This window comes from Micromonospora sp. NPDC005203 (assembly GCF_042872705.1).
In the GTDB taxonomy this organism is placed as follows: Bacteria; Actinomycetota; Actinomycetes; order Mycobacteriales; family Micromonosporaceae; genus Micromonospora.
On the sequence record NZ_JBIAKV010000025.1, the window covers coordinates 1 to 24,577 of the forward strand.

Annotated in this window: 26 protein-coding genes; 10 read left to right on the forward strand and 16 right to left on the reverse strand. The window is 70.6% G+C overall.

What is annotated here, in order from left to right:
- Positions 1-122: 122 nt before the first annotated feature.
- Genes ACFYPM_RS31260 through ACFYPM_RS31275 form a run of 4 tightly spaced genes read right to left on the reverse strand, consistent with a single transcriptional unit; the run spans position 123 to position 4,110 of the window.
- Complete coding sequence (locus ACFYPM_RS31260) at positions 123-752, reverse strand: hypothetical protein (RefSeq protein WP_387204707.1); 630 nt, start codon at positions 750-752, stop codon at positions 123-125.
- A gap of 13 nt (positions 753-765) precedes the next feature.
- Positions 766-1,863 carry a cellulose binding domain-containing protein gene (locus ACFYPM_RS31265; protein WP_387204710.1) on the reverse strand — a complete coding sequence of 366 codons (1,098 nt, stop codon included), beginning with the start codon at positions 1,861-1,863 and terminating at the stop codon, positions 766-768.
- Positions 1,864-1,919: 56 nt separating this feature from the next.
- Positions 1,920-2,969, reverse strand: a complete 1,050-nt coding sequence (locus tag ACFYPM_RS31270) for a nitronate monooxygenase (protein ID WP_387204713.1) — start codon at positions 2,967-2,969, stop codon at positions 1,920-1,922.
- 31 nt (positions 2,970-3,000) lie between these two features.
- A complete protein-coding gene (locus tag ACFYPM_RS31275; protein ID WP_387204716.1) occupies positions 3,001-4,110 on the reverse strand; it encodes a hypothetical protein in 1,110 nt (369 codons plus the stop codon).
- A 222-nt stretch (positions 4,111-4,332) separates the two neighbouring features.
- Between ACFYPM_RS31275 and ACFYPM_RS31280 the strand changes: the two genes are divergently transcribed.
- A complete protein-coding gene (locus ACFYPM_RS31280) occupies positions 4,333-4,605 on the forward strand; it encodes a hypothetical protein (RefSeq protein WP_357246010.1) in 273 nt (90 codons plus the stop codon).
- 22 nt (positions 4,606-4,627) lie between these two features.
- Here ACFYPM_RS31280 and ACFYPM_RS31285 read toward each other — a convergent pair whose 3' ends face one another.
- A complete protein-coding gene (locus ACFYPM_RS31285) occupies positions 4,628-5,896 on the reverse strand; it encodes an Nramp family divalent metal transporter (RefSeq protein ID WP_387204719.1) in 1,269 nt (422 codons plus the stop codon).
- Between the two features lie 207 nt (positions 5,897-6,103).
- Here ACFYPM_RS31285 and ACFYPM_RS31290 point away from each other — a divergent pair, with 207 nt between their 5' ends.
- The 3 genes from ACFYPM_RS31290 (at position 6,104) to ACFYPM_RS31300 (ending at position 8,476) form a co-directional block, all read left to right on the forward strand.
- Positions 6,104-6,511: a GntR family transcriptional regulator gene (locus tag ACFYPM_RS31290; protein WP_357246013.1), complete on the forward strand. Its 408-nt coding sequence runs from the start codon at positions 6,104-6,106 to the stop codon at positions 6,509-6,511.
- Between the two features lie 88 nt (positions 6,512-6,599).
- Complete coding sequence (locus tag ACFYPM_RS31295) at positions 6,600-7,490, forward strand: ABC transporter ATP-binding protein (protein WP_387204722.1); 891 nt, start codon at positions 6,600-6,602, stop codon at positions 7,488-7,490.
- Complete coding sequence (locus ACFYPM_RS31300) at positions 7,487-8,476, forward strand: ABC transporter permease (RefSeq protein ID WP_387204724.1); 990 nt, start codon at positions 7,487-7,489, stop codon at positions 8,474-8,476. The genes ACFYPM_RS31295 and ACFYPM_RS31300 overlap by 4 nt, the downstream gene beginning before the upstream one ends.
- Positions 8,477-8,567: 91 nt before the next feature.
- Here the strand turns inward: ACFYPM_RS31300 and ACFYPM_RS31305 are convergent, their stop codons facing one another.
- Entirely contained in the window at positions 8,568-9,398 is an 831-nt protein-coding gene (locus ACFYPM_RS31305; protein ID WP_387204727.1) for an ABC transporter permease, read from the reverse strand.
- Positions 9,395-10,366, reverse strand: a complete 972-nt coding sequence (locus tag ACFYPM_RS31310; protein ID WP_387204730.1) for an ATP-binding cassette domain-containing protein — start codon at positions 10,364-10,366, stop codon at positions 9,395-9,397. Before ACFYPM_RS31310 ends, ACFYPM_RS31305 begins: the two co-directional genes overlap by 4 nt.
- An 88-nt stretch (positions 10,367-10,454) precedes the next feature.
- On the opposite strand from ACFYPM_RS31310, the gene ACFYPM_RS31315 reads away from it, so the two are divergent.
- Positions 10,455-10,805: a hypothetical protein gene (locus tag ACFYPM_RS31315; protein WP_387204733.1), complete on the forward strand. Its 351-nt coding sequence runs from the start codon at positions 10,455-10,457 to the stop codon at positions 10,803-10,805.
- Between the two features lie 26 nt (positions 10,806-10,831).
- On the opposite strand, the gene ACFYPM_RS31320 is transcribed toward ACFYPM_RS31315, so the two are convergent.
- The 8 genes from ACFYPM_RS31320 to ACFYPM_RS31355 all read right to left on the reverse strand — a co-directional run bounded on the left by ACFYPM_RS31320 (position 10,832) and on the right by ACFYPM_RS31355 (position 18,567).
- Positions 10,832-12,094 carry an ROK family protein gene (locus tag ACFYPM_RS31320; protein ID WP_387204736.1) on the reverse strand — a complete coding sequence of 421 codons (1,263 nt, stop codon included), beginning with the start codon at positions 12,092-12,094 and terminating at the stop codon, positions 10,832-10,834.
- 112 nt (positions 12,095-12,206) lie between these two features.
- Positions 12,207-13,310: a substrate-binding domain-containing protein gene (locus ACFYPM_RS31325; RefSeq protein ID WP_387204739.1), complete on the reverse strand. Its 1,104-nt coding sequence runs from the start codon at positions 13,308-13,310 to the stop codon at positions 12,207-12,209.
- Positions 13,311-13,363: 53 nt separating this feature from the next.
- Entirely contained in the window at positions 13,364-14,662 is a 1,299-nt protein-coding gene (gene mmsB, locus ACFYPM_RS31330; RefSeq protein WP_387204742.1) for a multiple monosaccharide ABC transporter permease, read from the reverse strand.
- A complete protein-coding gene (gene mmsA / locus ACFYPM_RS31335; protein ID WP_387204745.1) occupies positions 14,659-16,206 on the reverse strand; it encodes a multiple monosaccharide ABC transporter ATP-binding protein in 1,548 nt (515 codons plus the stop codon). Before mmsA ends, mmsB begins: the two co-directional genes overlap by 4 nt.
- A gap of 544 nt (positions 16,207-16,750) precedes the next feature.
- The gene (locus ACFYPM_RS31340) at positions 16,751-16,903 is read right to left on the reverse strand and encodes a hypothetical protein (RefSeq protein WP_387204748.1); all 153 of its coding nucleotides are present in this window, start codon (positions 16,901-16,903) and stop codon (positions 16,751-16,753) included.
- 157 nt (positions 16,904-17,060) lie between these two features.
- Positions 17,061-17,453 (reverse strand): PPOX class F420-dependent oxidoreductase, encoded by a 393-nt coding sequence (locus ACFYPM_RS31345; protein WP_387204750.1) that lies wholly within the window; start codon positions 17,451-17,453, stop codon positions 17,061-17,063.
- A 136-nt stretch (positions 17,454-17,589) separates the two neighbouring features.
- Positions 17,590-17,820 carry a 4-oxalocrotonate tautomerase family protein gene (locus ACFYPM_RS31350; RefSeq protein WP_387204753.1) on the reverse strand — a complete coding sequence of 77 codons (231 nt, stop codon included), beginning with the start codon at positions 17,818-17,820 and terminating at the stop codon, positions 17,590-17,592.
- A 30-nt stretch (positions 17,821-17,850) separates the two neighbouring features.
- Positions 17,851-18,567 carry an SDR family NAD(P)-dependent oxidoreductase gene (locus ACFYPM_RS31355; protein WP_387204756.1) on the reverse strand — a complete coding sequence of 239 codons (717 nt, stop codon included), beginning with the start codon at positions 18,565-18,567 and terminating at the stop codon, positions 17,851-17,853.
- A gap of 68 nt (positions 18,568-18,635) precedes the next feature.
- Here ACFYPM_RS31355 and ACFYPM_RS31360 point away from each other — a divergent pair, with 68 nt between their 5' ends.
- Positions 18,636-19,256: a TetR family transcriptional regulator C-terminal domain-containing protein gene (locus ACFYPM_RS31360; RefSeq protein WP_387204759.1), complete on the forward strand. Its 621-nt coding sequence runs from the start codon at positions 18,636-18,638 to the stop codon at positions 19,254-19,256.
- A gap of 459 nt (positions 19,257-19,715) precedes the next feature.
- On the opposite strand, the gene ACFYPM_RS31365 is transcribed toward ACFYPM_RS31360, so the two are convergent.
- Positions 19,716-20,114: a hypothetical protein gene (locus ACFYPM_RS31365; protein ID WP_387204762.1), complete on the reverse strand. Its 399-nt coding sequence runs from the start codon at positions 20,112-20,114 to the stop codon at positions 19,716-19,718.
- A gap of 286 nt (positions 20,115-20,400) precedes the next feature.
- Between ACFYPM_RS31365 and ACFYPM_RS31370 the strand changes: the two genes are divergently transcribed.
- The 4 genes from ACFYPM_RS31370 to ACFYPM_RS31385 all read left to right on the forward strand — a co-directional run bounded on the left by ACFYPM_RS31370 (position 20,401) and on the right by ACFYPM_RS31385 (position 24,527).
- A complete protein-coding gene (locus ACFYPM_RS31370; protein WP_387204764.1) occupies positions 20,401-21,648 on the forward strand; it encodes a family 16 glycosylhydrolase in 1,248 nt (415 codons plus the stop codon).
- 167 nt (positions 21,649-21,815) lie between these two features.
- Positions 21,816-22,838: a DUF4331 family protein gene (locus ACFYPM_RS31375; RefSeq protein WP_387204767.1), complete on the forward strand. Its 1,023-nt coding sequence runs from the start codon at positions 21,816-21,818 to the stop codon at positions 22,836-22,838.
- Positions 22,839-22,981: 143 nt separating this feature from the next.
- Positions 22,982-23,527 (forward strand): hypothetical protein, encoded by a 546-nt coding sequence (locus ACFYPM_RS31380; protein ID WP_387204770.1) that lies wholly within the window; start codon positions 22,982-22,984, stop codon positions 23,525-23,527.
- A 16-nt stretch (positions 23,528-23,543) separates the two neighbouring features.
- Positions 23,544-24,527, forward strand: coding sequence for a hypothetical protein (locus ACFYPM_RS31385; RefSeq protein ID WP_387204772.1), 984 nt, complete (start codon positions 23,544-23,546; stop codon positions 24,525-24,527).
- The last annotated feature ends 50 nt before the right edge of the window (positions 24,528-24,577 follow it).

A 24,577-nucleotide genomic window follows, 5' to 3' on the forward strand; every position in this document is an offset into this window, starting at 1 on the left:
GCGGGGGGGGGCCCCCCAACCCCCCCCCCGGCCCCCCCGGCCCCCCGGGGCCCCCCCCCCCCCCCCCCCCCCCGGGGCCCCGGGGGGGGGGGCCCCCCGGGGGCGCCCCCCCCACCGCACGCTCAGCGCATCCGGACGTACGCCAGCGGCACGCTCGTCGGTTGCCCGTTCCACCTGCCGAGCAGGGCGGCCCCGGCGGCCTCGGCGGCACCGGGGCGGCGGACGACGACCAACTCGACGGTGTCGGTGACGACGAGCGTGTTGTCCTCGTCGACCACCCGGCGCACGGGGCCGACCGGTGCCGCGTCGGCGTCCACGGCGCCGCTGACGCCGATCGTCACACTCGGCTCGCGCACCTCACGCCGACCGTCCACCTCGAAGTACTGCTCCGCCTGGCCGGCGCCGGTGCGGATCGCGTGGGCGAGCGCGGCGGCGTACACGTGGTCCACGCAGCCGTCGTACACCCAGCGCCGGCCGAGCACCGAGTGCTCGATGGTGCCGACCAGCCAGGCGTCCGCACCGTCCAGGGCACCGGCCCGGTAGGTGAGCGGGACGTGGTGGACCGGCCCGTCGGGGGTGCTGACCAGTATGGTCTCGATGCCGACCTCGCCGGCCGGATCGTCGAAGCGGTAGGCGCCTCGGCTCACCAGCTCGACGCCGGCGGACCCGGCGTACCAGGGTCGGTCGGGAAGCCAGGTCGCCAGCAGGTCGAGCTTCGTGGGCTTCAGGGTCGCCTTGTGCAGCAGTGCCATGCCGGCAGCCTAGTCAGAGGCCCGCGCAGGGTTGCCCGCCGATCGTGCAGCTCTCCGGTTGCTGGGCCTTCAGCCGACTGTCGCGGACGTCGAAGCTGATCGCCTGCGTGCCTCCGGCCGCCACCTCGGCGCCGGTGAAGGTGATCGACCGCCCGTCCTGTCGCCAGTTCGCGCCGTCGACGTCGTCGACGGTGGTGCCCTCGCCGAGAGTGACCACCACGGCCCAGTCCGCCACCGGTACGCCGCTCGGGTTCTCGACCACGACCGCACCGGTGTAGCCGAACAGTCGGCTGGATTCGGTCTCGTAGCGGGCCACCATGGGCACCGGCGGCGCTGGCGGCGGAGGTGGCACAGCGGACACGGTCGGACTCGGGGGCATCGCCGTCGCCGTCGGGGTCGGGCGGGTGGTCGGGGACACGGTGCTCCGCGAGGGGCGTACCGAGGGGGTCGCCTTACGGGCGGCGGCGGTCGTGCCGGCCGTCTCGGACGGCGACGGCGCGCCCGCCGATGCCGGCGCGGCCGTGGGCGTCGAATCGGGCGGCAACGTTAGCCAGGCCGCCAGCCCCGCCAGCAGCGCGGCCCCGCCGATCAGGGCGACGAGGGTCCGACGCCGAGGGCGGGTGCGCCCGGACGTGCGGAGCGCGATCAGCGGCAGCTCGGTGGTCAGCGCGCCGTCACCACGGCGCAGGTCAACCTGCTGGAACGCGAGCCAGTCGAGGATGGCCGGGAGTCGTACGGTGAGTGTCTGCCGCACCTGCTGCTCACGTGGATCGTGCTGGTCGGCGGACCATTCGCCGTGCGTCGTGACCTCCCGCACCTCCAGCCGGCAGCCCTGGCTGGTGGCCGTGACCACGCAGGTCACCTCACTGAGCCGGCCGGCCTCGTCGCAGGCCAGCACGAGGAGTGCCGCCTCCCGCCGCTCGGTCACCTCGACCTCGACGTCGGCCTCGAAGCCGGGCAGCTCGGCCGTACGCAGCAGCAGTCGGTCCGCCACGCCCTCGACGGTGTCGGCCTCGGCGAACCACCGTCCCAGCAGCTTCCGGTCGGTCAGTGCGAGCCAGACCCGGTCGGGCGGGTGGGACAGGTCGACCTGCGCATCGATCTCGATCACGGCGGAACTCTACGGGTTTCCCGACCAGCCCGTCCCGTCTGACCCGAGGCCGCCGGTCAGCCCCAGCGTGCCGACCGCTCGACCACCGCCGCCAGCGCGGCCCGAGCACCGGCGCTCAGCTCGGTGACCACCTCGGCTGCCGGCAGCTCCCGGGCGAGGGGGTGCGCCTGCCCCGCCCACAGGTTCGCGACCGACGCGTCGCCGTCGCGCCGGGCGGCGGCCAGCAGCGGACGCGTCAGGTGCAGCACCTGGGGGTAACCGGTCGGCGCCGACGCATCGTGCTGGCGCAGGAAGTCGTTGGCCACTCCCCGGGCCCGCTTACCGGTGTACGACCGGGTCAGCGCGGTCGGCGCGGCCCCGGCCACCGCCGCCCGGTGCAGCGCCGAACTGCCCGCCTCCGGGCAGCGCAGGAAGGCCGTGCCGAGCTGCGCGGCGGCGGCACCGGCGGCCAGCGCGGCGGCCAGCGCGGGACCGTCGACGATGCCCCCCGCGGCCACCAGGGGCCGGTCGCAGCGGGCGGCGGCCAGCCGGAGCAGGGGCAACAGCGCGTAGTCGTCGTCGTCCGGCAGGCCACCCCGATGCCCACCGGCCTCGGTGCCCTGCACCACCACCGCGTCCACACCCAGGTCGGCGGCGACCGTTGCCGTGTCCGGGCGGGTGACGGTGGCCCACACCTCGGTGCCCCGCTCGCGCAGGGCACGTACCGTCGCCCGGTCCGGCAGCCCGAACACGAAGGACACGACCGGGACCGGGTCCGCGAGCAGCGCGGCCACCTTTTCCGGGTACGCGTCGTCGCCACCGACCGGCTCGCCCAGGCTCACCCCGCGCTCGGCGGCCAGCGGGGCGAGCCGTTGCGCGTACGCCCGGACGGCGGCGTCGTCCACGCCACCGGGGTCGGGCAGGAAGACGTTGACGCCGAACGGCCGGTCGGTGCGCGCGCGGACCTGCGCGACGTCGGTGGCCAACCGCTCGGTGTCGATCATCCCGGCGGCCAGGAAGCCCAGTCCACCGGCGGCGGAGACGGCTGCCACGAGCGCCGGCGTGGACGGGCCACCGGCCATCGGAGCCGCGATGATCGGGTGACGCAACGTGGACAGCAGGGACATCCCACCATCCTGCCGCACCGCCGGCCTTCGCTCACCGGCGCGCCGTGTGCCGCCAGCGCAGCACGCCGGCCAGGCCGAGCAGCGCCACAAGTGTTCCGGCGCCGGCCGCCAGCACCCAGGTCCGGCGGCTCAGGCCGGTGGTGTCCTCGGCGATGGGACGAACGAGGGTGGGCAACTCCGACGCGGCTGACCCCGTCGGACGCGCGGCGGTGGCCGGTCCGTCCGTGGTCGGGTAGCGCAGGATCGTCGGGCGGGTGCCCGGTGGCTGGTCGGCGGATTCGGAGACGGTGAGCAACGACCTGCCGTCGCGGCTGTAGGTGACCGACTCACCCTGGGGCTCGTCCGGCAACGCGGTGACCCGCGCGGTGCCAGCGGTCAGCGCGCGGACCACCTCGCCATCGGGCACGTCGTACTCGAAGGCGTCGGCGTAGCTGCGCAGCACCACCCGACGCCCGTCCGGTGCGCTCGCCGCCCCGGTAATCACACCCCGTCCGAGGAACGAGAACGGGTTGCTGGTGCTCGTCGTCGGCAGGGTCACCTGGCCGACCGAGGCCAGCGGCGTGGTCGCTCCCGGCCGCAGCGCGGCGGTCGGGGCGTACAGGAAGACGGTGCCGCTGCCGCCCTTGGTGATGATCAGCGGCCGATCGGACGCGTCGAGCAGCAACGCCTCCGCGTCGTGCGGGCGGTCCGGGTAGGTCATCCGGTGCAGCACCGGCTCGTCCGCTCCGGGAGCGAGTCGCCAGATGGCGATCGTCGTCCGGGAGTGGTCGTTGTCGCCGATGTCGGCGACCCAGACGGTGCCGTCGCGACCGATGGCCAGGTCCTCGGTGTCGCGGGGCCGGGACGGGAAGCCCACCGCCCGGACCACCGTACAGCGCTCGTCGAGGAAGAAGATCCGGCGGCGGGCCTCGTCGTCGGCACCGTCATTGATCATGACGTACCCGTCGTCGGTGGCGACCATCCCGGAGATCTCGCGGAGCCGGTCGTCGCGCACCTGGCACACCGGCGTCCCGGCCGCCCCCGCACCCGCCGCCGCCGGTGTCAGCGCGATGGCCGGCGCCCCCGCGCCGGCGAGCAGCGCCGCCAGCGCCGCGCCCGCACGGGCACGTCGCCCCCAGGTCAACCGCCCGCGTACCCGCATCGCCCACCCTCCTCGTCACGGCCGCGCCCCGGGCCACCTGCCCATCCTGTCCGATCGAGGCCACCGGCGGGGTCAGCGCGCGGACGTGGCCGGGCCTGTCGTCGGCACCCCGGCCGGTCACTCGTTGCCAGCGGCTCGGATCGAAGCGGCAGGTCTGAGTTCCGCGATGCCGGGTAGGCAGTGGCCCGGCGGCACGTCGACACCCGCCGGTGGGAGGCTCCGATGAGCACGTACCGGGATGACCAGGGCGACACGTTTCCGCCCCCGGAGGCGGACGCCCAGGAGCAGCGACAGGACGCCGTCGACTACGGGCCGCCGGACCGGGTGTCGGGTGACGTCGATCCGGAGGCGTCCGAGGCCGACCTGGCCGAGCAGGGCGCCCTACCGGCGGGCACGCTCGAAGAGGTGACGTCACTGCCGGCCGACGCCAACCCGGCCGACGCCCTGGAACAGCGCCAGGAGATTCCGACCCGCGACGAGGGCCGGCGCACCTGAGCGCACCCGGTCCCGGCCCGGCTCAGCCGGCGGTTACCTGCCAGAGCAGGAACGCGTTGAGCGCGACCACAAGTACGGCCACCAGCGACGCGGCCGCGGTGGTGAGCGGATGGTTGACCAGGTTGCCCATCAGGTCGCGCCGCCGGGTGAAGGCGACCACCGGGATCAGCGCGAACGGGATGCCGAAACTGAGGATGACCTGGGACAGGACCAGGGCTCGGGTGGGGTCGAGGCCGATGGCGAGCACGGCCAGGGCCGGCACCAGGGTGACCAGCCGGCGCAGCAGCAGTGGGACCCGCCGCCGCAGGAAGCCCTGCATGATCACCTCGCCGGCGTAGGTGCCGACGCTCGTGGAGGCCAGCCCGGACACCAGCAGGGCGACGGCGAACCCGAACGCCGCGGCGGTGCCGATGCTCTGGCCGAGCCCGGCGTGCACACCCTCCAGGCTGTCCGCGCCACCCGGGCCGCCGCCGCGGAAGCTGGCCGCCGCGATCAGCAGCATGGCGAGGTTCACCGCGCCGGCCGCGCTCAGGGCGAGCAGTACGTCGGTGCGCTGGCCCCGGAACAGGACCCGACGCTCGGTGTCGTCGGTGGCCGGGATGCGGTCGCGGGTCAGCGCGGAGTGCACGTAGATGACGTGCGGCATGACGGTGGCGCCCAGGATGCCGGCGGCCAGCAGCACGCTGTCGGTGCCCTGGAGCCGGGGCACCAGACCGGCCACGGCGGAGCCGGGGTCGGAGCCGGCGGCGAGCAGGTTGGCGGCGAAGGCCAGAACGATCACACCGAGCAGTACGGCGATGGCGATCTCGAAGGCGCGGAACCCGCGCGAGCGCAGGGCGAGCACGGCGAACGCCGCCGTGCCGATGATGAGCCCGCCGGGCAGCAGCGGGATGCCGAAGAGCAGGTGGAGGGCGACCGCGCCACCGATCACCTCGGCCAGGTCGGTGGCCATCGCCACCAACTCGGCCTGCACCCACATCAGCCGGTTCAGCGGCCGGGGCAGCCGCTCCCGGCACAGCTCGGGCAGGCTGCGCCCGGTGGCCAGACCCAACTTGGCGGTGAGGGTCTGCACCAGCATCGCCATCAGGTTGGCCACCACCACGACCCAGACCAGCAGGTAGCCGTAGCGGGCACCGGCGGCGGAGTTGGTGGCGAAGTTGCCGGGGTCGACGTAGGCGACGGCGGCGACGAACGCCGGGCCGAGCAGAATCAGCCGCCCGCGTACCCGCCCCCGGGCGCGAGCCACCTGTAGTGGAGTCGCTGTCGACGTCGCCACCTCGTTGATGGCCATCGAAAACACCCTTCCGTCGGCGACGAGTCGCGTGCGGGTCCGTTCCCGTTCGGCTGGCCCGTTGGTGCCAACTTCTGGCCCGCCGGTGCCACCCGGATTGACGCGCCGGGAGGACCGAGACGCGCCGCCCACTTGACAGCGGCGGGAGCACCGATGAAGCTGTCTATTAGTCCTACTGTCGTAGGACAACAGGAAGGATCATCACGAGTGATCGAGTTCGTGTTGGACAGCCGGTCGAAGGTGAACACCTACATGCAGCTCGTGCAGCAGGTGAAGCAGGCGCTGCGCGTCGGCCTGCTGACGCCGGGCGACCAGTTGCCGAAGGTCCGGGACGTCGCGCAGTCGTTGGCGATCAACCCGAACACGGTGCTGAAGGCGTACCGGGAGTTGGAGATCGAGGGTCTGGTCGGCGGCCGACCCGGGGTGGGCACGTTCGTCCAGCGCACCCTGGCCGGCGCGTCCCTGCCCAACCAGGCCGAGCTGCGCGAGGACCTGGTCGCCTGGTTGCACCGCGCGCAGACCGCGGGCCTCTCGGCCGAGGACGTCATCGCCCTGGTGGAGACCACGCTGCGCGCCACCCTCGCCGACGACGCGCCGCAGAAGGAGCCCGCCTGAGCGTGCTCGACACGTGAACGACCAGGCACCGAAGCAAGGGCTGCCCTGCCACAGAGCCGCGGGCGCAGCAGGATCGAGAGGACAGAGGATGGACATGGTCTTGGAGGCCGACCGGCTGGGCAAGCGGTACGGCAGCACCTGGGCGTTGCGGGACTGTTCCCTGCACCTGCCGGCCGGGCGGATCGCCGCGCTGGTCGGGCCGAACGGCGCGGGCAAGAGCACTCTGCTGCACCTGGCCGTCGGGTTGCTCAAGCCCGACGGCGGCGAGGTGCGCGTTTTCGGCAGATCCCCCTACGGGGACACGCAGGGGCTGGCCGACATCGGCTTCGTCGCCCAGGACACCCCGCTCTACCGGGACTTCACCGCGGCCGAGCTGGTCATCGCCGGCGGCAAGCTGAACAGGCGGTGGGACGCCACGCTGGCCCGGCAGCGGTTGGCACAGCTCGGCATTCCGCCGGACCGACCGGTCGGCAAGCTCTCCGGCGGCCAACGGGCCCAGGTGGCGCTCGCCCTCGCGTTGGCCAAGCAGCCCCGGCTGCTGCTGCTCGACGAACCGGTGGCCAGCCTCGACCCCCTGGCCCGACGGGAGTTTCTCCAGTCGCTGATGGGCAGCGTGGCGGAATCCGGCACCACGGTCCTACTCTCCTCGCACCTGCTGGCCGACCTGGAGCGCGTCTGCGACTACCTGATCGTGCTCAACTCCGCCCAGGTGCAGCTCACCGGCGCGGTCGACGACCTGGTCACCGAGCATCGCCAACTGGTCGGCCCCCGGCACGACGGCGGCGTCATCGGGGGCGTCGCCGCCGTGGTCCGGGCCAGCCACACCGACCGGCAGTCCACGCTGCTGGTCCGCACCGACGGCCCGGTCACCGACCCGGCCTGGACGGTCCGCGAGGTCAGCCTGGAGGACGTCGTGCTGGCCTACCTGGCCGACGGCACCACGCAGACCCGGCACAGCGAGTGGGGAGTGGCGGCATGATCTGGTTGACCTGGCGGCAGCACCGCAAGCAGGCGCTCTACACCCTGCTGGGGCTCGCGGCGCTCGCCGCCCTGCTGGTGCCCATCGGCCTGGCGATGCGCAACACCTTCGGCGACCTCGGGCTGACCGACTGCGCCAGCCAGCTCGCCCGCGCCGATGTGGCGCAGGCGACCCGGGAGGCGTGCGATGCGGGCTATCGGCGTTTCGGCAACCAGTACGGCAACCTCAGTCTGGTGGCCGTACTGCTGATCACCCTGCCGGCGCTCGTCGGCCTCTTCTGGGGCGCGCCGCTTGTCGCCCGCGAGGTGGAGCAGGGCACGCACCGGTTCGTCTGGACCCAGGGCGTCGGCCGGACCCGCTGGGCCCTGGTGAAGTTCGGCCTGGTGGGCGCGGCCGTCCTGGTCCTCGCGACGGTCTATGGGCTGGGCATGTCCTGGTGGGTCGACCCGCTCACCAAGGCCGCGCACGAGGGCCGGTTCGGCATGATCGTCTTCGACCTACAGGGCATCGTCCCGATCGGGTACACCCTGTTCGCGGTGGCGCTCGGCATCTTCGCCGGCACCGTCTGGAAGCGGATGCTGCCCGCCATGGGCATCACCCTCGCCGGCTACATCGGCGTCCGGGCGGCGGTGGAGCTGCTGGCCCGACGGCACTACCAGCCGGCCCGCACCCAGACCTTCCCGACCGAGGGGGAAGGGCCACCGGAGGTCAGCCGGGGCGACTGGGTCCTCGCCCAGGGCGTCCGGAACCCCGACGGGACGATGATCTCGGAGGGCGGCCGGATCCAGTGCCCGCCCGGCGGTAAGGGGCCGGATGGTCGGGTCTGCGGGGCCGAGCTTGGCCTCGAGCCGGGCGCGTACAACTGGCAGCTGTACCAGCCGGCGGACCGGTTCTGGCTGTTCCAGGGGATCGAGACGGGCATCTTCGTCGCCCTCGCCGTGCTCCTGCTCTACCTCGCCATCCGCCGGGTGCGCCGGATCGCGTAGTCGACGACGGGTGATCGCCGGGCCACGGGGGCTCGGCGATCACCCGTCCGGACCGGCGGATCGACCACCGGAGCCCCGTCCGTCGGGCGGGTCAGCCGGCCAGTCGCCGGTAGCGGGCGACCGAGAGCGGAAGGAAGACCGCGACCAGGACGATCGGCCAGAGCACCGCCAGCAACGGGTAGTGCTGCGCCGCCCAGGAGTCACCGCCCCAGCCGGGGTTGCCGAACAGCTCGCGGGTGGCGCCGACGGTCGCCGACAGCGGGTTCCAGGCAGCCACCGCACCGAGCCACGCGGGCATGGTGGATGGTGCGACGAACGCGTTGGAGAGGAAGCCGAGCGGAAACTCCAGGGTCTGCACGGCCACCACGGCCGTCTGCCCGCGGGTGACCAGCCCGAGGAAGATGCCGACCCAGATCAGAGCGAAGCGCAGCAGCAGGATCAGCCCCACCGCGGTGAGCGTGGCACCGGCCCCGCCGTGCGCCCGCCACCCGATCGCGAGACCGCTCAGCAGCAGGATCCCGAGGGTGACCAGGGCGAACAGCATGTCGGCCACGGCCCGGGCCGCCAGCGGGGCCAGCGGCGCGACGGGCATCGACCGGAGCCGGTCGGTCACCCCGCGCTCCAGGTCCTCGGCGACGGCGATCGTGGTGAGGCTGATGCCGAACACCATCGTCATCACGAACATGCCGGGCATCAGGAACTCCCGGTAGCTGCCGCCGCCGGGCACCTGCAACGCACCGCCGAACAGGTACGCGAACATCAGCACGATCAGGATGTTGAAGCCGAGTGAGGCGATCAGCGGGCCGGGATCGCGTCGCCACCGGGCCAGGCCGCGCCAGATCAACGTGCCGCTGTCGGCCAGGAGGGCGGGCCGTCCGGGCGTCAGGTCCACCCCCGGGACCGGCGTACTCACCGCGCTCACGCGGCCACCTCCTCGGCGGTCCGGGTGCGGTGCCCGGTGAGGTGCAGGAACACGTCGTCCAGGGTGGGGCGGCGCAGTGCGACGTCCGCCACCGGTACGTGCTCGGCGTCGAGCGCCCGCAACACGTCGACGAGCGCGCCTGCCCGGTGACCCACCCGGACGCTGACCATCCGCCGGTCCACGTCGACGGTCGGTTCGTCGCCGGCCACCCGGCGTAGGTGGGCGACGGCGGCGGCGAGGTCGGCCGGGGCCGCGACGACCACCTCGATCCGGTCGCCACCGAGGCGGGTCTTGAGGTCGTCCGGAGTGCCCTCGGCGATCACCCGGCCGGCCTCGACCACCGAGATCCGGTCGGCGAGTTGGTCGGCCTCGTCCAGGTGCTGGGTGGTGAGCAGCACGGTGGTGCCGGTGCGCACCAACTCCCGGACCGACTCCCACACCTCGTTGCGGCCCCGCGGGTCCAGCCCGGTGGTGGGTTCGTCGAGGAAGAGGACCGCGGGTGCCAGGATCATGCCGGCCGCCAGGTCGAGCCGGCGGCGCATGCCCCCCGAGTACGTGCTGACCGGCTGCTCGGCCGCGTCGGCGAGACCGAAGCGGTCCAGCAGCTCGACCGCTCGCTGCCGGGCGCGGCGGCGACCCAGATGGAACAGCCGGCCGAAGAGCAGCAGATTCTGTCGGCCGCTCAGGGCCTCGTCGAGCGCGGGATGCTGCCCCACCAGCCCGATGCGGTAGCGCACCTCGTCGGGCTGGCGGGTCACGTCGAACCCGGCGACCTCGGCACGCCCCCCGTCCAGCCGGAGCAGGGTCGACAGGATCCGTACCGAGGTGGTCTTGCCGGCCCCGTTCGGGCCGAGCAGGCCACACACGGTCCCCGGCCGCACCCGCAGGTCGAAGCCGTCCAGCGCGTAGCGGTCCCGATACCGCTTACGCAGCCCGTCCGCCACTATCGCGTCACCTCTTGTCGGCACAGCGCTCCCCTTCCGCAGGCGTTCAACGGCGCTACCGTACAACATACGGTAGGCAATACGGGAACGATACGTCGACTAGGTTCGGCAGATGACGATCTCGATCTCCGTGGACGGTCGGCGGTTCCGGGCCGTAGCGGACGTGGTGGCCGGTGAGGTGGGCACGCAGACCGTCTTCACGTACCACGAGCGGGCCGGCGAGGTGTGGGCCGAGTACGCCGGTGGGTCCATCCGACGCGGCCACCTGGTCGGCACCCGGGAGGGCGACCGACTGGACTTCCGGTACGTCCAGCTCAACGCCGACGGCCAGACATCCTCGGGGCACTGCGTGTCGGAGGTGTCGGTGCTGCCCGACGGCCGGGTGCGGCTGCACGAGACCTGGTCGTGGGAGTCCCGGTCGGGCAGCGGCAGTAGCGTGGTGGAAGAGGTGCCGAGACCCTGACGGTTCACCGACCGGAGCGGTCGCGGCTACGCGGGCTCGGTGATCCCGACCTGGCCTGCGACGCCGACGTTCAGCGGGTCGGCCAGGAGTTTGTCGAAGGCCAGCTCGGCCGCCCCGATCAGGACGGCGTCGCGGCCGAGTGCCGCCGCCCGCAGGCGCAGGTGCTCGCGGGAGGCCGGCAGCGGCATGGTGTCCAACCGCTCGCGGACGACGTCCGCTCCGGCGGTGAAGATGTCGCGAAGCGACCCGCCGAACACCACGGCGTCGGGGTTGACCACGTTTACCAGGTTCGCCACGCCGAAGCCGAGCCACCCGGCGACCTGCTCGACGGCGGCCCGGGCGGTTCGGTCGCCGTCGGCCGCCGCGCGCAGCACCTCGGCCACCGCCGCGCGGTCGCTCGGGTCCCGGCCCGCGTGCCGCAGCAGGGCGGCCTCGGAGATCTCGGTCTCCCAACAGCCACGTGAGCCGCAGCCGCAGGGCAGGCCGTTCGGGTTGACGACCATGTGGCCGACCTTGCCGCTGTGCCCGCGGTGGCCGATCACCAGCCGGCCACCGACGATGATGCCGGCGCTGATGCCCAGGTCGCCGTGCAGGTAGATGACGTCGTCGATGCCCACCGCCACGCCCCGGACGTGCTCGGCCAGCCCGGCGATGTCGGCCAGGTCACCGGCCACGAAACCGGGGCCGCCGCTGAACTCCGCCTCCAGCGCGACGCCGAGGGTCTCGTCGATGCTGGCGATCCGGATCCGGCCGTCCTGACCACGGGTGGTGTCGGTGACCGCGGCGGCGCCGCCGACCAGCAGCGCGTCGGTGGCCACCGACCGTTCCATGTCCCGGACCAGGTCGGCGAGGGGCCGGACGGCGTCGACCGCCGACAGGCCACTGGGTCGCGGGATCTCCCGCCGATCGAGGATCTGCCCACCGAGGCCGACCCGGGCGGCACGGAGCCGGTCCGCGTCGATGCTCAACGCGTGGGCGTAGACCCGGTCGGAGCGGGGACTGACCACGAGTGAGGGCCGGCCGGCGCGGCGGGCGGTGGTCGGCGCCTCCTCGGTGACCAGGCCGCCGGCGACCAGGTCGGCCGCGAGGGCGCCGATGGTGCTTCGGTTGAGGCCGAGCCGGCTCGTCAGTTCGGCCCGGGACGTCGGCCCGTGCACGTGGACGTAGCGCAGCACAGCGCCGAGATTCTGCCGCCGGATCTCCTCCTGGCTGGCACCGGGGATCGACGGCAGCGGGGGTTCGGTCTGGCGGCCGACGCCGGCGGGCCTGGACCGGACGGGTGTTGCCACGGTCAGACCTCCTTCCGGGTCGGTGCCGGGTGGCGCGGGGCAGTCCGGACGACGATGGGTCCCGGAAGAGGAGATCCGGGACCCATCGGCCTTGCTGCCTACCGTGCGGTGACTACTTGGTGAGCGGCGCGAGCTTCGGGTCGCTGGCGTACGCCTCAGCCGCGTTCGCCTTGGTGACGGCGACCGGCGGGAGCAGGTACGTGTCGACGACCTTGCTGCCGTTGTTGTAGGACTTGGTGTCGTTCACCTGCGGCTTGTCACCGGCCTGGAGAGCCTTGACCATGTTGATGGTCTCCTTCACCAGGTTGCGGGTGTCCTTGTTGATCGTCATGTACTGCTCGCCCTTGACGATCGACTTGACCGACTCGACCTCGGAGTCCTGGCCGGTGACGATCGGGGTCGGCTTGCCAGCGCCCTTGACCGAGGTCAGGATCGCGCGGGCCAGCGTGTCGTTCGGGGAGAGGACGCCGTCCAGCTCCTTGCTGCCGTACGTCGAGGTCAGCAGCTGGTCCATGCGGGCCTGCGCACCCTCGGCCTTCCAGCCCTGGATGGCGGTCTGCTTGACCTCCTTCTGACCGGAGGCGACGACCACGTTGCCCTTGTCGATCTCCGGCTTGAGCACGCTCATCGCGCCGTCGAAGAAGACACCGGCGTTGTTGTCGTCCGGCGAACCGGAGAACAGCTCGATGTTGTACGGGCCGTTCGGCTTCTTGGCCTTCATGCCGTCCAGCAGGGCCTGGCCCTGGAGCTGGCCGACCTTGAAGTTGTCGAACGCGACGTAGTAGTCGAGGTCCGGGGTGTTGGTGATCAGCCGGTCGTAGGCGATGACCTTCACACCGGCGGCGTGGGCCGCCGCGACCTGGGTCGACAGCTGCGCGGCGTCGGTCGCGCCGATGACGATGACCTTGGCGCCCTTGGTCACCATGGAGGTGATCTGCGCCTGCTGGTCGGCGACCGTGGTCGACGCGCCGGCGTACTGCACGTTGCCCTCGAAGCCGGCCTCCTTGAGGCCGTTGGTGAACAGGTCACCGGCGAGGACCCAGTTCTCGGAGGTCTTGGCCGGGAGGGCCACGCCGATCAGCGAGTTGGCCGGGAAACCCTTGGCCGCGTCGCCAGTGGAACCGGAGTCGCCGTCACGGCCGGAGCCGCAACCGGCGAGGGCCAGCATGGCGGCGGCGCTGATGGCGACCACCGACGTGCCGAAGAATTTACGCATGGTGAGGACTTGCCTTTCTGGATGTGTAACGGGGTGGTGAGGGTCGGTGACCGTCAGCCGGACACCGCTGCCTTGGCGGGCTCGCGCTCCGCGTCCGGCGGTGAGGCGGGTGGTGCGGAGTCCTCGCGGCGGAACGGCCGCATCAGGCTCCCGATGATGGAGAACCGCCCCTGGCTCTTGTTGTAGACATCGATCGCGACGGCCAGCAGCAGGACCAGGCCCTTGATGATCTGGACCTTGTCGGTGCCCACGCCCTGGAGCTGGAGGCCGTTGTTGAGCACGGCCATCACGAGTCCACCGACGATCGAGCCGCTGATGGTGCCGATACCGCCGGCGACGGCCGCGCCACCGATGAAGACCGCGGCGATCGCGTCCAGCTCCCAGCCGTTGCCGTCCTGCGGTCCGGAGGCCGCCGAACGGGCCACGAAGATCATGCCGGCCAGCGCGGCCAGGACGGACATGTTCATCATGACGAAGAAGTTGACCCGCTTGAGCTTCACGCCGGACAGCTCGGCCGCCCGGGAGTTGCCGCCCACCGCGTAGATGTGCCGGCCACCTGCCGTGTTGCGGGTGTAGAAGGAGTACGCGATGACCAGGAGCAGCAGGATGATGCCGGAGATCGGGAAGCTGGTGCCGACGCGACCGCTGGCGAAGCGCAGCGAGGCGAAGGCGATGACCCCGACCATGATGGCCATCCGCAGGATCGAGACCCACATGGGCGCCGGGTCGGCGTCCATGGCCCGCCGGGTGTTGCGGGCCCGAAGCTCGCGCCACACCACGGCCACCGCGGCGGCCAGGCCGAGCAGCAGCGTCGCGTTGTTGTAGCCGAAGTCCGGCCCGAACTCGGGCAGGAAGCCGGAGCCGATGTCCCGGAAGCCCTCCGGCACCGGAATGCTCTGCGCGTTACCGATGAACTGGTTGCCACCGCGGAAGAGCAGCATGCCGGCCAGGGTGACGATGAACGCCGGCACCCCGATGTAGGCCACCCAGAACCCCTGCCAGGCGCCGATGGCCGCGCCGATGGCGAGGCCGAACACGATGGCGGCGGGCCAGGGCAGGTGCCACTCGGTCATCGACTTGGCGACCAGGATGCCCGCGAAGGCGGCGACCGAGCCGACCGAGAGGTCGATGTGCCCGGCGACGATCACCATGAGCATGCCGATGGCCAGGATCAGGATGTACGAGTTCTGCTGGAACAGCGCGATCAGGTTGTCCGACCGAAGGGTCAGCCCATCGGTCCAGACCTGGAAGATCAGGACGATCGCCACCAGGGTGAAGATCATCCCGAACTGGCGCGCGTTGGAGGTCGTACCTCCAAACAGATTCTTCTGAAGGTCCTTGATACGGCTCATCGGGAGGCCAACTTCTTCGTCGAGGTCATCTGCTTCATGAGGTTTTCCGGGGTGGCGTCCGCCCGGGCGATCTCGCCCGTGATGGCGCCTTCGAACACGGTGTAGATGCGGTCGCAGAGCCCGATCAGCTCCGGCAACTCCGAGGAGATGACGACGACGCCCTTCCCCTGGTCGGCGAGCCGCTGGATGATGCCGTAGATCTCGTACTTGGCGCCGACGTCGATGCCGCGCGTCGGCTCGTCGAGGATCAGCAGGTCCGGGTCGGTGAACATCCACTTCGCCAGCACGACCTTCTGCTGGTTGCCGCCGGAGAGCTTGGAGACGCCCTCGTCGACCGTCGGGGCCTTGGTCCGCAACTCCTTGCGGTACGCCTCGGCCGCCTGGTACTCCTCGACCTCGCTCAGGACGCCGTGGTGCCGGATCTTGGACAGCTTGGCGGCCACCGTCGACGTCTTGATGTCGTCGAGCAGGTTGAGGCCGATCGCCTTGCGGTCCTCGCTGACGTACGCGAGCCCGTTGTCGATCGCGTCCGCGACCGACTTCAGGACGATCTCCTTGCCGTCCTTGATGATGGTGCCCGACTCGTACACCCCGTAGGAGCGGCCGAAGACACTCATCGCGAGTTCCGTGCGGCCCGCGCCCATGAGACCGGCGAAGCCGACGATCTCGCCGCGGCGCACCACGAAGCTCTCGTTCTTGCAGACCTGCCGGTCGGCGGAGATCGGGTGCCGGACGTTCCAGTCGCGGACCTCGAAGAAGACGTCACCGATCTTCGGGGTGTGGTCCGGGAACCGGCTGCCCAGCTCACGGCCGACCATCCCCCGCACGATCCGGTCCTCGTCGACCCCGTCCGCCTTGACGTCGAGGGTCTCCACGGTCCGGCCGTCGCGCAGGATGGTGATCTGGTCGGCGATCGCCTCGATCTCGTTCAGCTTGTGCGAGATCATGATCGAGGTGATGCCGCGGGAGCGGAAGCCGCGCAGCAGGTCCAGCAGGTGCCGGGAATCCGCCTCGTTCAGCGCGGCCGTCGGCTCGTCCAGGATGAGCAGCTTCACGTCCTTGGCGAACGCCTTGGCGATCTCCACGAGCTGCTGCTTGCCGACACCGATGTCCTTGATCAGGGTGTCCGGGTCCTCCTGGAGACCGACCCGGGCCATCAGGTCCAGCGCCATCCGGTTCGCGGCCTTCCAGTCGATCGCGCCCCGCTTGCGCGGCTCGTTGCCGAGGAAGATGTTCTCGGCGATCGACATGCCTGGAATGAGCGCGAGCTCCTGGTGGATGATCACGATTCCGGCGCTCTCGCTGGCCCGGATGTCGGAGAACTTGGTCTCCGACCCCTGGTAGACGATCTGGCCGTCATAGCTGCCGTACGGGTAGACCCCGCTGAGGACCTTCATCAGCGTGGACTTGCCCGCACCGTTCTCGCCGCAGATGGCATGAATCTCACCGGCGCGAACCACCAGGTTGACGTCGGAGAGGGCCTTGACTCCGGGGAACTCCTTGGTGATGGAGCGCATCTCAAGGAGGGTCGGCACGTTGCTCATCGCTCGTACCACCTCGCCAACGTCATCGGTTGCCTCCGGAAGGTTGAACCTTCACTTGGTTTTGTTGTTGTCGGCAACGTATTGCGGCCGAAGGGCCATCCGCAAGGCGAGGGACTGTTGAAAATGTAACAATCCGGCAATATCGACGACGCATAGTCTTCGCCTGTCACAGCCGCCTCCGCAGCCCCTTGCGGCACCTTGGCCCGTCGGTGGCAACGTTGTCAAATGAAGACAACGCCGCGCCCGGCTCCCCTGTTCCTCGACAGGCCCGCGACCAGCCACGATCTGCGGCAGACCGGAAAGCGGGTGCCACGCCGCGCGCTCGGCACCATCGAATGATCATGATGAAGCCGCGACACCGACGCCGAGTCCGGAACGGCCCGGCGACTGCGGGCGGGGGGTGTGACCCGCGCCTCAATCGCCGGGACGAATCGACAATGGTCGTCGCCTCAGGTCCGCCACCAGGAGACGGATCCGTGGCTTAACGTCCCTTAAGGGCGGATCAGGGGCCACCCGACCCGGCCCACGCCCCGGTGTCGACCGGTCAACCCGGGCGCAGCACCGCCTTGATCACCCCGTCGTCGCGGCGGCGGCGGTACAACTCCGGCGCGTCGGCGAGGGTGCCGTCGCGGGCCTGGAACCCGACCGCGTCGATCACCTTGTCGACTCCACCAAGCTTCTCCTCCCCGAGCGGCACTGGCTGCACGATCTCGAGGCCCTCGCGCAGGACAGCACCGACATCGCGCGGTGGTCCGCGATCGCCGTGCCGACTTTCCTGTTGGCGGGCGCGGAGACTGGGAACCGACGCCCTACGGCAGTTCCTCGCCGGTGACTGCGCGAAACGGTGACCGCCGTCAGCCCATCGAACGCACCCGGTTGGGCTCGATGGTGAGGATGATCCGGACCTGGTCCCGGCCACCGAACCACGGGTACGGCCCACCGAGGTAGCGCTGCGCCAACGTGTCGATGTGCTCGGCGGCGCCCTCGGTGCTGGTCCTCACCACCCGCCCCCGAACCTCGTGGTAGCGGCCCGGCTTCTGCGGGTCGGAGATCGCCACCGCCACCCGTGGGTCCCGCCGGACGTTTCGCGTCTTTTGGTGGGATTCCACCGTGTTGATCAATATGTGCGTGCCGTCGGTGTCCACCCAGGTCTGGGTGAGCTGTGGCGAGCCGTCGGGCATCAGCGTCGTGACGAAGCAGGTGCTCGGCTCGCGCAGCAGCGTGAGCAGGTCATCGGGCAGATCCACGAGACAGTCTCCTTCCGGGTGACCAAGATGTGTTGATCACCCGCCAACGGTCGCACGAAATGATCAGCGGCGCCGCCGGGCAGGATCCCGCACCACAGGTGCGGATCCTGCCCGTCGCATCGGCGGACGCCCCGGCCTACTCGGGCGCCTGCTGTTGGCGGAACTGTTCGACCGGGAGGCCGCCGCGACCCCAGTTCTCGGTGTCGACCTCGTCGATCACCACGAATGTCGACGTCAGCGGCTTGTTCAGGATGTCGCGCAGCAACTCGCTCACGCCCTTGATGAGGGCGGCCTTCTCCTCGGCGGTCGCCGAGGACGCGCCCGCGGTGCTGCCCTCGCGGGTGATCTGGATGGTCACGATCGGCATCGTCTGCTCCTTTCTGCGGTGTGGGTGGCGTCAGTGACCGGCGTTCTGGCCGCCGTCGACGTGCAGGATCTCGCCGGTGACGAAGGGCGCGGACTCCAGGTAGAGAACGGCGTCGACCACATCGCTGGTCTCCCCCATCCGGCCGACCGGGTGCAGGCCCGCAAGCGTCTGGTGCGTCTCCACCGGGTGCATCGGGGTCTTGATGATGCCGGGCGCGACGGCGTTGACCCGTATGCCGCGAGCCGCGTACTCGATGGCCAGGGACTTCGTGGCCGAGCTGAGACCGCCCTTGGTCAGGGAGGCGAGCACCGACGGAACGTGCGAGCTGGGCTGGTCGACGAAGCTGGTCGTGATGCTGACGATGTGCCCCGCGCCCCCGGCCAGCAGGTGCGGCAGGACGCGTCGGGTGAGGTGGAAGAACCCGGCGAGGTTGACCCCGGCGACCAGGTCGAACTCCTCGTCGGTGTAGTCGGTGAACGGCTTGGCGACGAAGATGCCGGCGTTGTTCACCAGGGTGTCGATCCGCCCGAACCGGTCCAGGGCGGCACTGACCACCCGCTGCGCGGTGTCGGCCTCGGCGATGTCGCCCCGAACCGTGACGACCTCCGGGTCGTTGGACGCACCGATCGAGCGTGAGGTCGCCACGACGCCGTACCCGAGCTTGCGGTAGGCGTCCACGAGGTCGGCGCCGATGCCCTGGGAGGCCCCGGTGATCACGACGACCTTCTGTCCCTGACTGCTGCTCATGAGGAAACCACCTTCACTAGACGACTGGTCTACTAAAAGCTAGCCGACCGGTCGTGTATCGTCCAGGTATGGGACGCACCAGTGACGCGCGGAACAAGATCCTCGACGCGGCTGCCGGGCTGATCGAGCAGCGCGGCTACACGGCGCTCGGGGTGGCCGAGATCTGCACGGCGGCGGGAGTGCCGAAGGGCAGTTTCTACTACTTCTTCGAGTCCAAGCAGGCGCTCGCCCGCGCCGTCATCGACGAGCACTGGGTCACCCAGCGCCGCCAGTGGGAACAGGTGCTCGGCAGCGAGCGTGACCCGCTACAGCGGCTCCGGGACCTGTTCGAGGCCACCGAAGAGGTCCAGCGCGTCGGTCAGCAGAAGGCCGGCGTCGTCGCCGGTTGCCTGTTTGGCAACCTCGCCCTCGAACTCAGCAACCAGGCCGAGGAGATCCGCGGTCGGCTCCAGGAGATCTTCGAGGAACAGATCAGCCTCATCGAGCAGGTCGTCGTCGAGGCGAAGGAGAGCGGCCTGGCGGGTCCCGCCGTCGACAGCCGGGAAGCCGCCCGATCGATCGTCGCGCAGATCGAGGGGCGGGTCCTGTTCGCGAAGCTGCTCAACGATCCGACCCAACTGGAAACGCTGTGGCGCAACTGCCTCGATCTGCTCCAGGCACCGCTTCAGGCGCGGACCACCACCGGCTGAACGGACGACTGTCGTGGACCGTCCACTCCGGGCGCGCTGCGCGGTCGCTCAGCACCATCCGCGGGGCACGATGTTCGGGCGGACCACCACCGACCGGATCGGGCACCCGACCTGACGACCGAGCAGACCACCTCTCCGTCACGTACCGGCGTCGGCATCGCCGCCAGTGCCCTGGCCCAGAGCGTCCGACTCCGGGACCACCGCGCGGCGTGACGCCAGCCCGTCGGCCGGTGCGATCGGCGACGGTGACAGCGCCCTGCCAGCGCCCCGGCGGGTCGGCCGGCTGCGTCAGTGGGCCGTCCTCACCGCGCGCAAAGCGGAGATCGTCGTCCGCATTCGACTGACCTGGCGATCCTGCTCGGCTCGCCTTCGTCCAGTCGACCTACCTGGACCGTGGTGTCGGCATCGAGGCGTCGCTGCCACCGCGGTTGCGCTGTTGACGCGGACGAGGCGGGGCGGCTAGCTGGCCTGGGCCACCGGCGCCGAGCGGTGCCTGATCTCCTCCATGAACGGGAACTGGGCGGCGAGTTCGGCGACCGTCATCCCGGCTTGCCAGGCCGCGGCCACCTTGGCGACCTGCATCAGGTCCATCACGTCGCCGCGCGCCAGCACCTCGCCGGACACCCGCAGATCGATCATGAAGTAGCGGGCCTGCGATCCCAGCTTCACGCAGACCACGCCCTGCCCGGAGTGCAACTCCGCGCAGGTGAAACGGCCCCGCCCCTGCTCGGGGGCGGTGACCTGGCCGAGTTCGAGCCCGTGTCGGGCAGCGGTGTCGATGAGCGCGGGGGCCAGACCACCTCGCTCGACCAGATCCGGGTAGAGGCGCACACCCAGCGCCGTCGACGCGTCGCTCATGACTGACTCCCACTTCCTTGTGACAGAGACCAGCAGCGCGCAGGTTACGAGAAGGTTTCCCGCACGCCTCGCCATCCTGTCCCGGGTGGACGCCCCACGGCAATAGGAAGGGTCGATTCGACCGCTATCGAGTAACCCCCGCGCGACGGCGGCAGCGCGAAGGGCGTTGCGGGTGTATTGGAAACACTCTTGACAGAAAGACCTGATATCGACATGCTTCTATACAGAGAGCGCTCTCCGCCCTTCGCCGCGCGGCCTCCACCACTCCCCCGCTGAGGAGCCTCCCGTGTTCACAGCCCGCACCCGGTCTCGTCCGCTCGTACTCCTGGCGGTCGCCCTCGTCGCGACCGCCGCGGCACTCGTCCCGGCCCATCCCGACCGAGCCGAGGCCGCCATCGGCTCGATCAGCTGGCAGGACGAGTTCAACTCCCCGGCCGGCACGCCCGTCGACCAGAACAAGTGGCGCTTCGACATCGGCGGCGGCGGTTGGGGCAACAACGAGCGGCAGTACTACACCAGCAGCACCAGCAATGCCGTCCACGACGGCCAGGGCAACCTGGTCATCAAGGCCCGCCGGGACAATCCCGCCAACTACCAGTGCCACTACGGACGCTGCGAGTACACGTCGGCGCGGCTGCTGTCGGCGGCCACCTTCACCCAGACGTACGGCCGGTTCGAGGCCCGGATCAAGATTCCGCGCGGCCAGGGCATCTGGCCGGCGTTCTGGATGCTCGGCACCGGCGGCGGGTGGCCCGACGCCGGCGAGATCGACATCATGGAGAACATCGGCCGGGAGCCAAACACCGTGTACGGCACCGTGCACGGGCCCGGCTACTCCGGCGGCGGCGGCATCACCGGCAGCCGCAACATCGGGGCGCCACTCGCCGACGGCTTCCACACCTACCGGGTGGACTGGGAGCCGAACGTGATCACCTGGTACCTGGACGGGGTCCAGTACCACCGGGTCGACCCCGCACGGCTCGGCGGCAACCGATGGGTGTTCGACCATCCCTTCTTCATGATTCTCAACGTGGCGGTGGGTGGCAACTGGCCCGGCTATCCGGACGGCTCCACGCAGTTCCCGCAGCAGATGCTCGTCGACTATGTCCGGGTGTCCAGCTACACCTCCGGCGGCGGCGACCCGGCACCCGGCACCAGCCGGATCAGGGGCGCGCAGAGCGGGCGGTGCGTCGACATCCCCAGCGCCAACCCGGTCGAGGGCGCCAAGCTGCAGATCTGGGACTGCAACACCACCGCGGCCCAGGCCTGGACCTTCGCCTCCGACGGGACGGTCCGCGCGATGGGCAAGTGCATGGACCCCGCCTGGGCCGGTACGGCGAACGGCACCGAGGTCAACCTGGTCAGCTGCAACGGCAACACCGCGCAGCGCTTCACCCTCAACGCCGCTGGCGACCTGGTCAACCTCAACGCCAACAGGTGTGTGGACGTGCGGGAGGCCAATCCCAACAACGGCGGCAAGCTGCACCTGTGGGACTGCCTCGGGGCCGCCAACCAGAAGTGGTCCCGCGTCTGAGAGCAGGCGACACGAGCGAACGGCCGCCCGCAAAGCAGCATCGGGCGGCCGTTCGGCCCCAGACCCTCCGCCTGGGGTGCGCCCGAATTAGCCCGATGGCGAGGAGCGTGATCTGACGCCCGCTATGTTCGAATACATCCAATATTCGGCATTTCGGGAGTCAGCTCATGTCGCACCATCTCGACACCCCCCTCGCCGCCCAGGGCGGCCAGCTCTACATCGACGATCTGTACGTCTTCAACGGCGACCGCGCCACGGTGTTCGTCATGGATGTCAACAGCTCGGTGACGAAGGCGGACATCAAGCGCGGCTTCCACGCGGAGGCGCGGTACGAGATCAAGATCCACTTCAACGGCGCGGAGATGGAGGGGCTGACCTACCGGTTCGCCTTCGGCGAGCCCGACGGCAACGGCAGGCAGACCTACCAGTTGTACGAACTCGCCGGAGCGGATGCCCGCGACGACGCCGCGATGGGCACTCCCATCGCCGAGGGACACACCGGCGAGGTGTCGACCGGCGGCAACGTCCGGATCTGGGCCGGGCGGATCACTGACCCGTTCTACGTCGACCTCGACGAACTCGCCACCATCAACGGCGCGATCAAGAACGGCGCCCCGGTGGACCGCTCCACCTGGCGGATGGACCAGGCCAAGAACAGCTTCGCCGGCACGACAGTCGAGTCGATAGTCCTCGAGGTCTCCCACGACGAGCCACTGCTGCGCGACGGCACCGACATCGGCGTCTGGTGCCGCACGATGCTGGCCACCGACGCCGGCGGATGGCGACAGATCAACCGCGCCGGCCACCCCATGATGTGGCCCCTGTTCTGGCCGCACGACACCGACTTCTCCGACCCCGCAAACGTCCGGCACCCCAGCAAGGACCTCTCCGAGGACGGCGAGGAGATCGCGAGCGCCGTCGCCGGAGTCGTCGCCGCCAACGGCACCGCCCCCGATCCACAGGCGTACGGGTGGAGCGTCGCCCGACAGCTCTACCCCGACCTGCTGTCCTACCAGGTCGGCACGGCAGCCAACTACGGCTTCGCGGTCCGCAACGGCCGCGGCATGGCCGACAACGCACCCGAGGTGATGTTCTCCCTGGTGCTCAACACGGGCACCACCTCCGGCCTCACCCCGGAGGTCACCAAGGCCGCCCGCGCCGCCGGCTTCCCGTACGTGGTGCCGGCCTGACCGAACACCTAGGCGTCGCCCACGGCTGGGCGGCAATGGCGGTCGAGATCATGACGATCGCGGCGTTCGTCCGATATGCGTCTTTCATCCTGGATAGGCTCTGAGCTGCCATTAAGGGGCATTTCTAGGACAAGGGAGACTCGATGCGTAGAAAGATTCTCGCGGGCTTGGCCGGCGTTGCCGCCGTCGTCGCGCTCGCCGGGCCGGCCGCCGCGGACACCACGGGCAACACGATCGTGACCCTGACCGTTGACGCCGCCGGCGGCCTCTCGATCACCGTACCGGCGACGGCGAACATCGGGCACGGCGTGGAGGGCTCGACCGTCACCGGTCAGCTCGGCCCGGTGACCGTGCTGGACCAGCGCGGTTCGCTCACCCCCAACTGGACCGCCACCGTCATCTCCACCGACTTCGTCACCGGCGGTGGCACCTCCGGGGAGACGATCCCGAACATCAACGTCCTGTACTGGTCCGGTCCCACGACGGCGACCGCCGGTACCGGCACCTTCACGCCGGGCCAGCCCACCGCCGCCCAGCAGGTGATCATCAACGTCCCCCGGACCGCGATGAGCCACACCGGCGGCACAGGCAACAACTTCGCCACCTGGAACCCCACCCTGTCGGTCAACATTCCGGTCGGCACCGTCCAGGGTGTCTACACGGGGACGGTGACACATTCGGTGTTCTGACCCGCTCGGCCGGCTGGTGCTGCTGGCCTCGGTCGCCCTCGTGGCGCTCGGGGTTTCGGCGGCGCCAGCCGTTGCCGTGCGGGAGCAACGACGCGAGCCCGCCGACGACGCCGCGATCAGTATCCGGATGCTCGACATTCCGGCCAGCAGAGTGCAGGATCCCCGGGCCCAGGTCTACATCGTGGACCACCTGAACCCCGGAACGACGATCCACCGCCGGGTCGAGGTGCAGAACACCTCAGGCGAGTCGCAGAAGATCGAGTTCTATTCCGGTGCCGCGTCGGTGGAGGACAACGCCTTCGCCGTTCCCGAGGGACGAGCGGGCAACGAACTCAGCGGTTGGATCCGGCTGAAGACCGCCGGGATCGAGCTGGACCCGGGCGAGCGACGGCCGGTCGAGGTCGAGATCGCCGTGCCGAGGAAGGCGTCCAAGGGCGAGCGGTACGCGGCAATCTGGGCGCAGGTCACCAGCGCGAAGGAGCGAACCGGAAACGTCACCCAGATCCACCGGGTGGGCATCCGGGTCTACCTCGACATCGGTCCTGGTGGTGAGCCACCCACCGACTTTCGCGTCGACGGACTGGCGGCAGAACCTGGCCCCGGCGAGTTTGCGGTAGTCACCGCCAAGGTCACCAACACCGGTCAACGCGCGTTGGACATGACCGGCACCCTGTCGTTGACCAAGGCGGCGGTCCGGGCCGGCCCGTTCAAGGTGACGAACGGCGTGACGATCCTGCCCGGCCGGAGCGGCCAGGTCCGGATCGAGATCAACCAGGCTCTGCCGGCGGGGGTCTGGGACGTGGACGCGACGCTCGTCAGCGGCATCGTGGAACGCACCGCCACCGGGAAGATCAGCCTGCCCGTCCCGGCGCCGATGGCGGTCGCGACCTCCGGTGGGCCGAACTGGTTGGTCTACGCGGTCGGCGGGATCGCCCTGCTGGTGCTGATCACCCTCGCCGGCTGGTATCTCGTCCGCCGGCACCGCACTCGGCTGAGCTGACCGAGGCGGGCCGCACCGACTGCCCGGCCGTCCCCTGGAGGACGGCCGGG

Coding starts and splice junctions, on each gene's coding strand:
- ACFYPM_RS31260 (WP_387204707.1), bottom strand. CDS start 752: ATGGCACTGCTGCACAAGGCGACCCTGAAGCCCACGAAGCTCGACCTG.
- ACFYPM_RS31270 (WP_387204713.1), bottom strand. CDS start 2,969: ATGTCCCTGCTGTCCACGTTGCGTCACCCGATCATCGCGGCTCCGATG.
- ACFYPM_RS31275 (WP_387204716.1), bottom strand. CDS start 4,110: ATGCGGGTACGCGGGCGGTTGACCTGGGGGCGACGTGCCCGTGCGGGC.
- ACFYPM_RS31280 (WP_357246010.1), top strand. CDS start 4,333: ATGAGCACGTACCGGGATGACCAGGGCGACACGTTTCCGCCCCCGGAG.
- ACFYPM_RS31285 (WP_387204719.1), bottom strand. CDS start 5,896: ATGGCCATCAACGAGGTGGCGACGTCGACAGCGACTCCACTACAGGTG.
- ACFYPM_RS31295 (WP_387204722.1), top strand. CDS start 6,600: ATGGACATGGTCTTGGAGGCCGACCGGCTGGGCAAGCGGTACGGCAGC.
- ACFYPM_RS31300 (WP_387204724.1), top strand. CDS start 7,487: ATGATCTGGTTGACCTGGCGGCAGCACCGCAAGCAGGCGCTCTACACC.
- ACFYPM_RS31315 (WP_387204733.1), top strand. CDS start 10,455: ATGACGATCTCGATCTCCGTGGACGGTCGGCGGTTCCGGGCCGTAGCG.
- ACFYPM_RS31325 (WP_387204739.1), bottom strand. CDS start 13,310: ATGCGTAAATTCTTCGGCACGTCGGTGGTCGCCATCAGCGCCGCCGCC.
- mmsB (WP_387204742.1), bottom strand. CDS start 14,662: ATGAGCCGTATCAAGGACCTTCAGAAGAATCTGTTTGGAGGTACGACC.
- mmsA (WP_387204745.1), bottom strand. CDS start 16,206: ATGAGCAACGTGCCGACCCTCCTTGAGATGCGCTCCATCACCAAGGAG.
- ACFYPM_RS31350 (WP_387204753.1), bottom strand. CDS start 17,820: ATGCCGATCGTGACCATCCAGATCACCCGCGAGGGCAGCACCGCGGGC.
- ACFYPM_RS31355 (WP_387204756.1), bottom strand. CDS start 18,567: ATGAGCAGCAGTCAGGGACAGAAGGTCGTCGTGATCACCGGGGCCTCC.
- ACFYPM_RS31360 (WP_387204759.1), top strand. CDS start 18,636: ATGGGACGCACCAGTGACGCGCGGAACAAGATCCTCGACGCGGCTGCC.
- ACFYPM_RS31365 (WP_387204762.1), bottom strand. CDS start 20,114: ATGAGCGACGCGTCGACGGCGCTGGGTGTGCGCCTCTACCCGGATCTG.
- ACFYPM_RS31375 (WP_387204767.1), top strand. CDS start 21,816: ATGTCGCACCATCTCGACACCCCCCTCGCCGCCCAGGGCGGCCAGCTC.
- ACFYPM_RS31380 (WP_387204770.1), top strand. CDS start 22,982: ATGCGTAGAAAGATTCTCGCGGGCTTGGCCGGCGTTGCCGCCGTCGTC.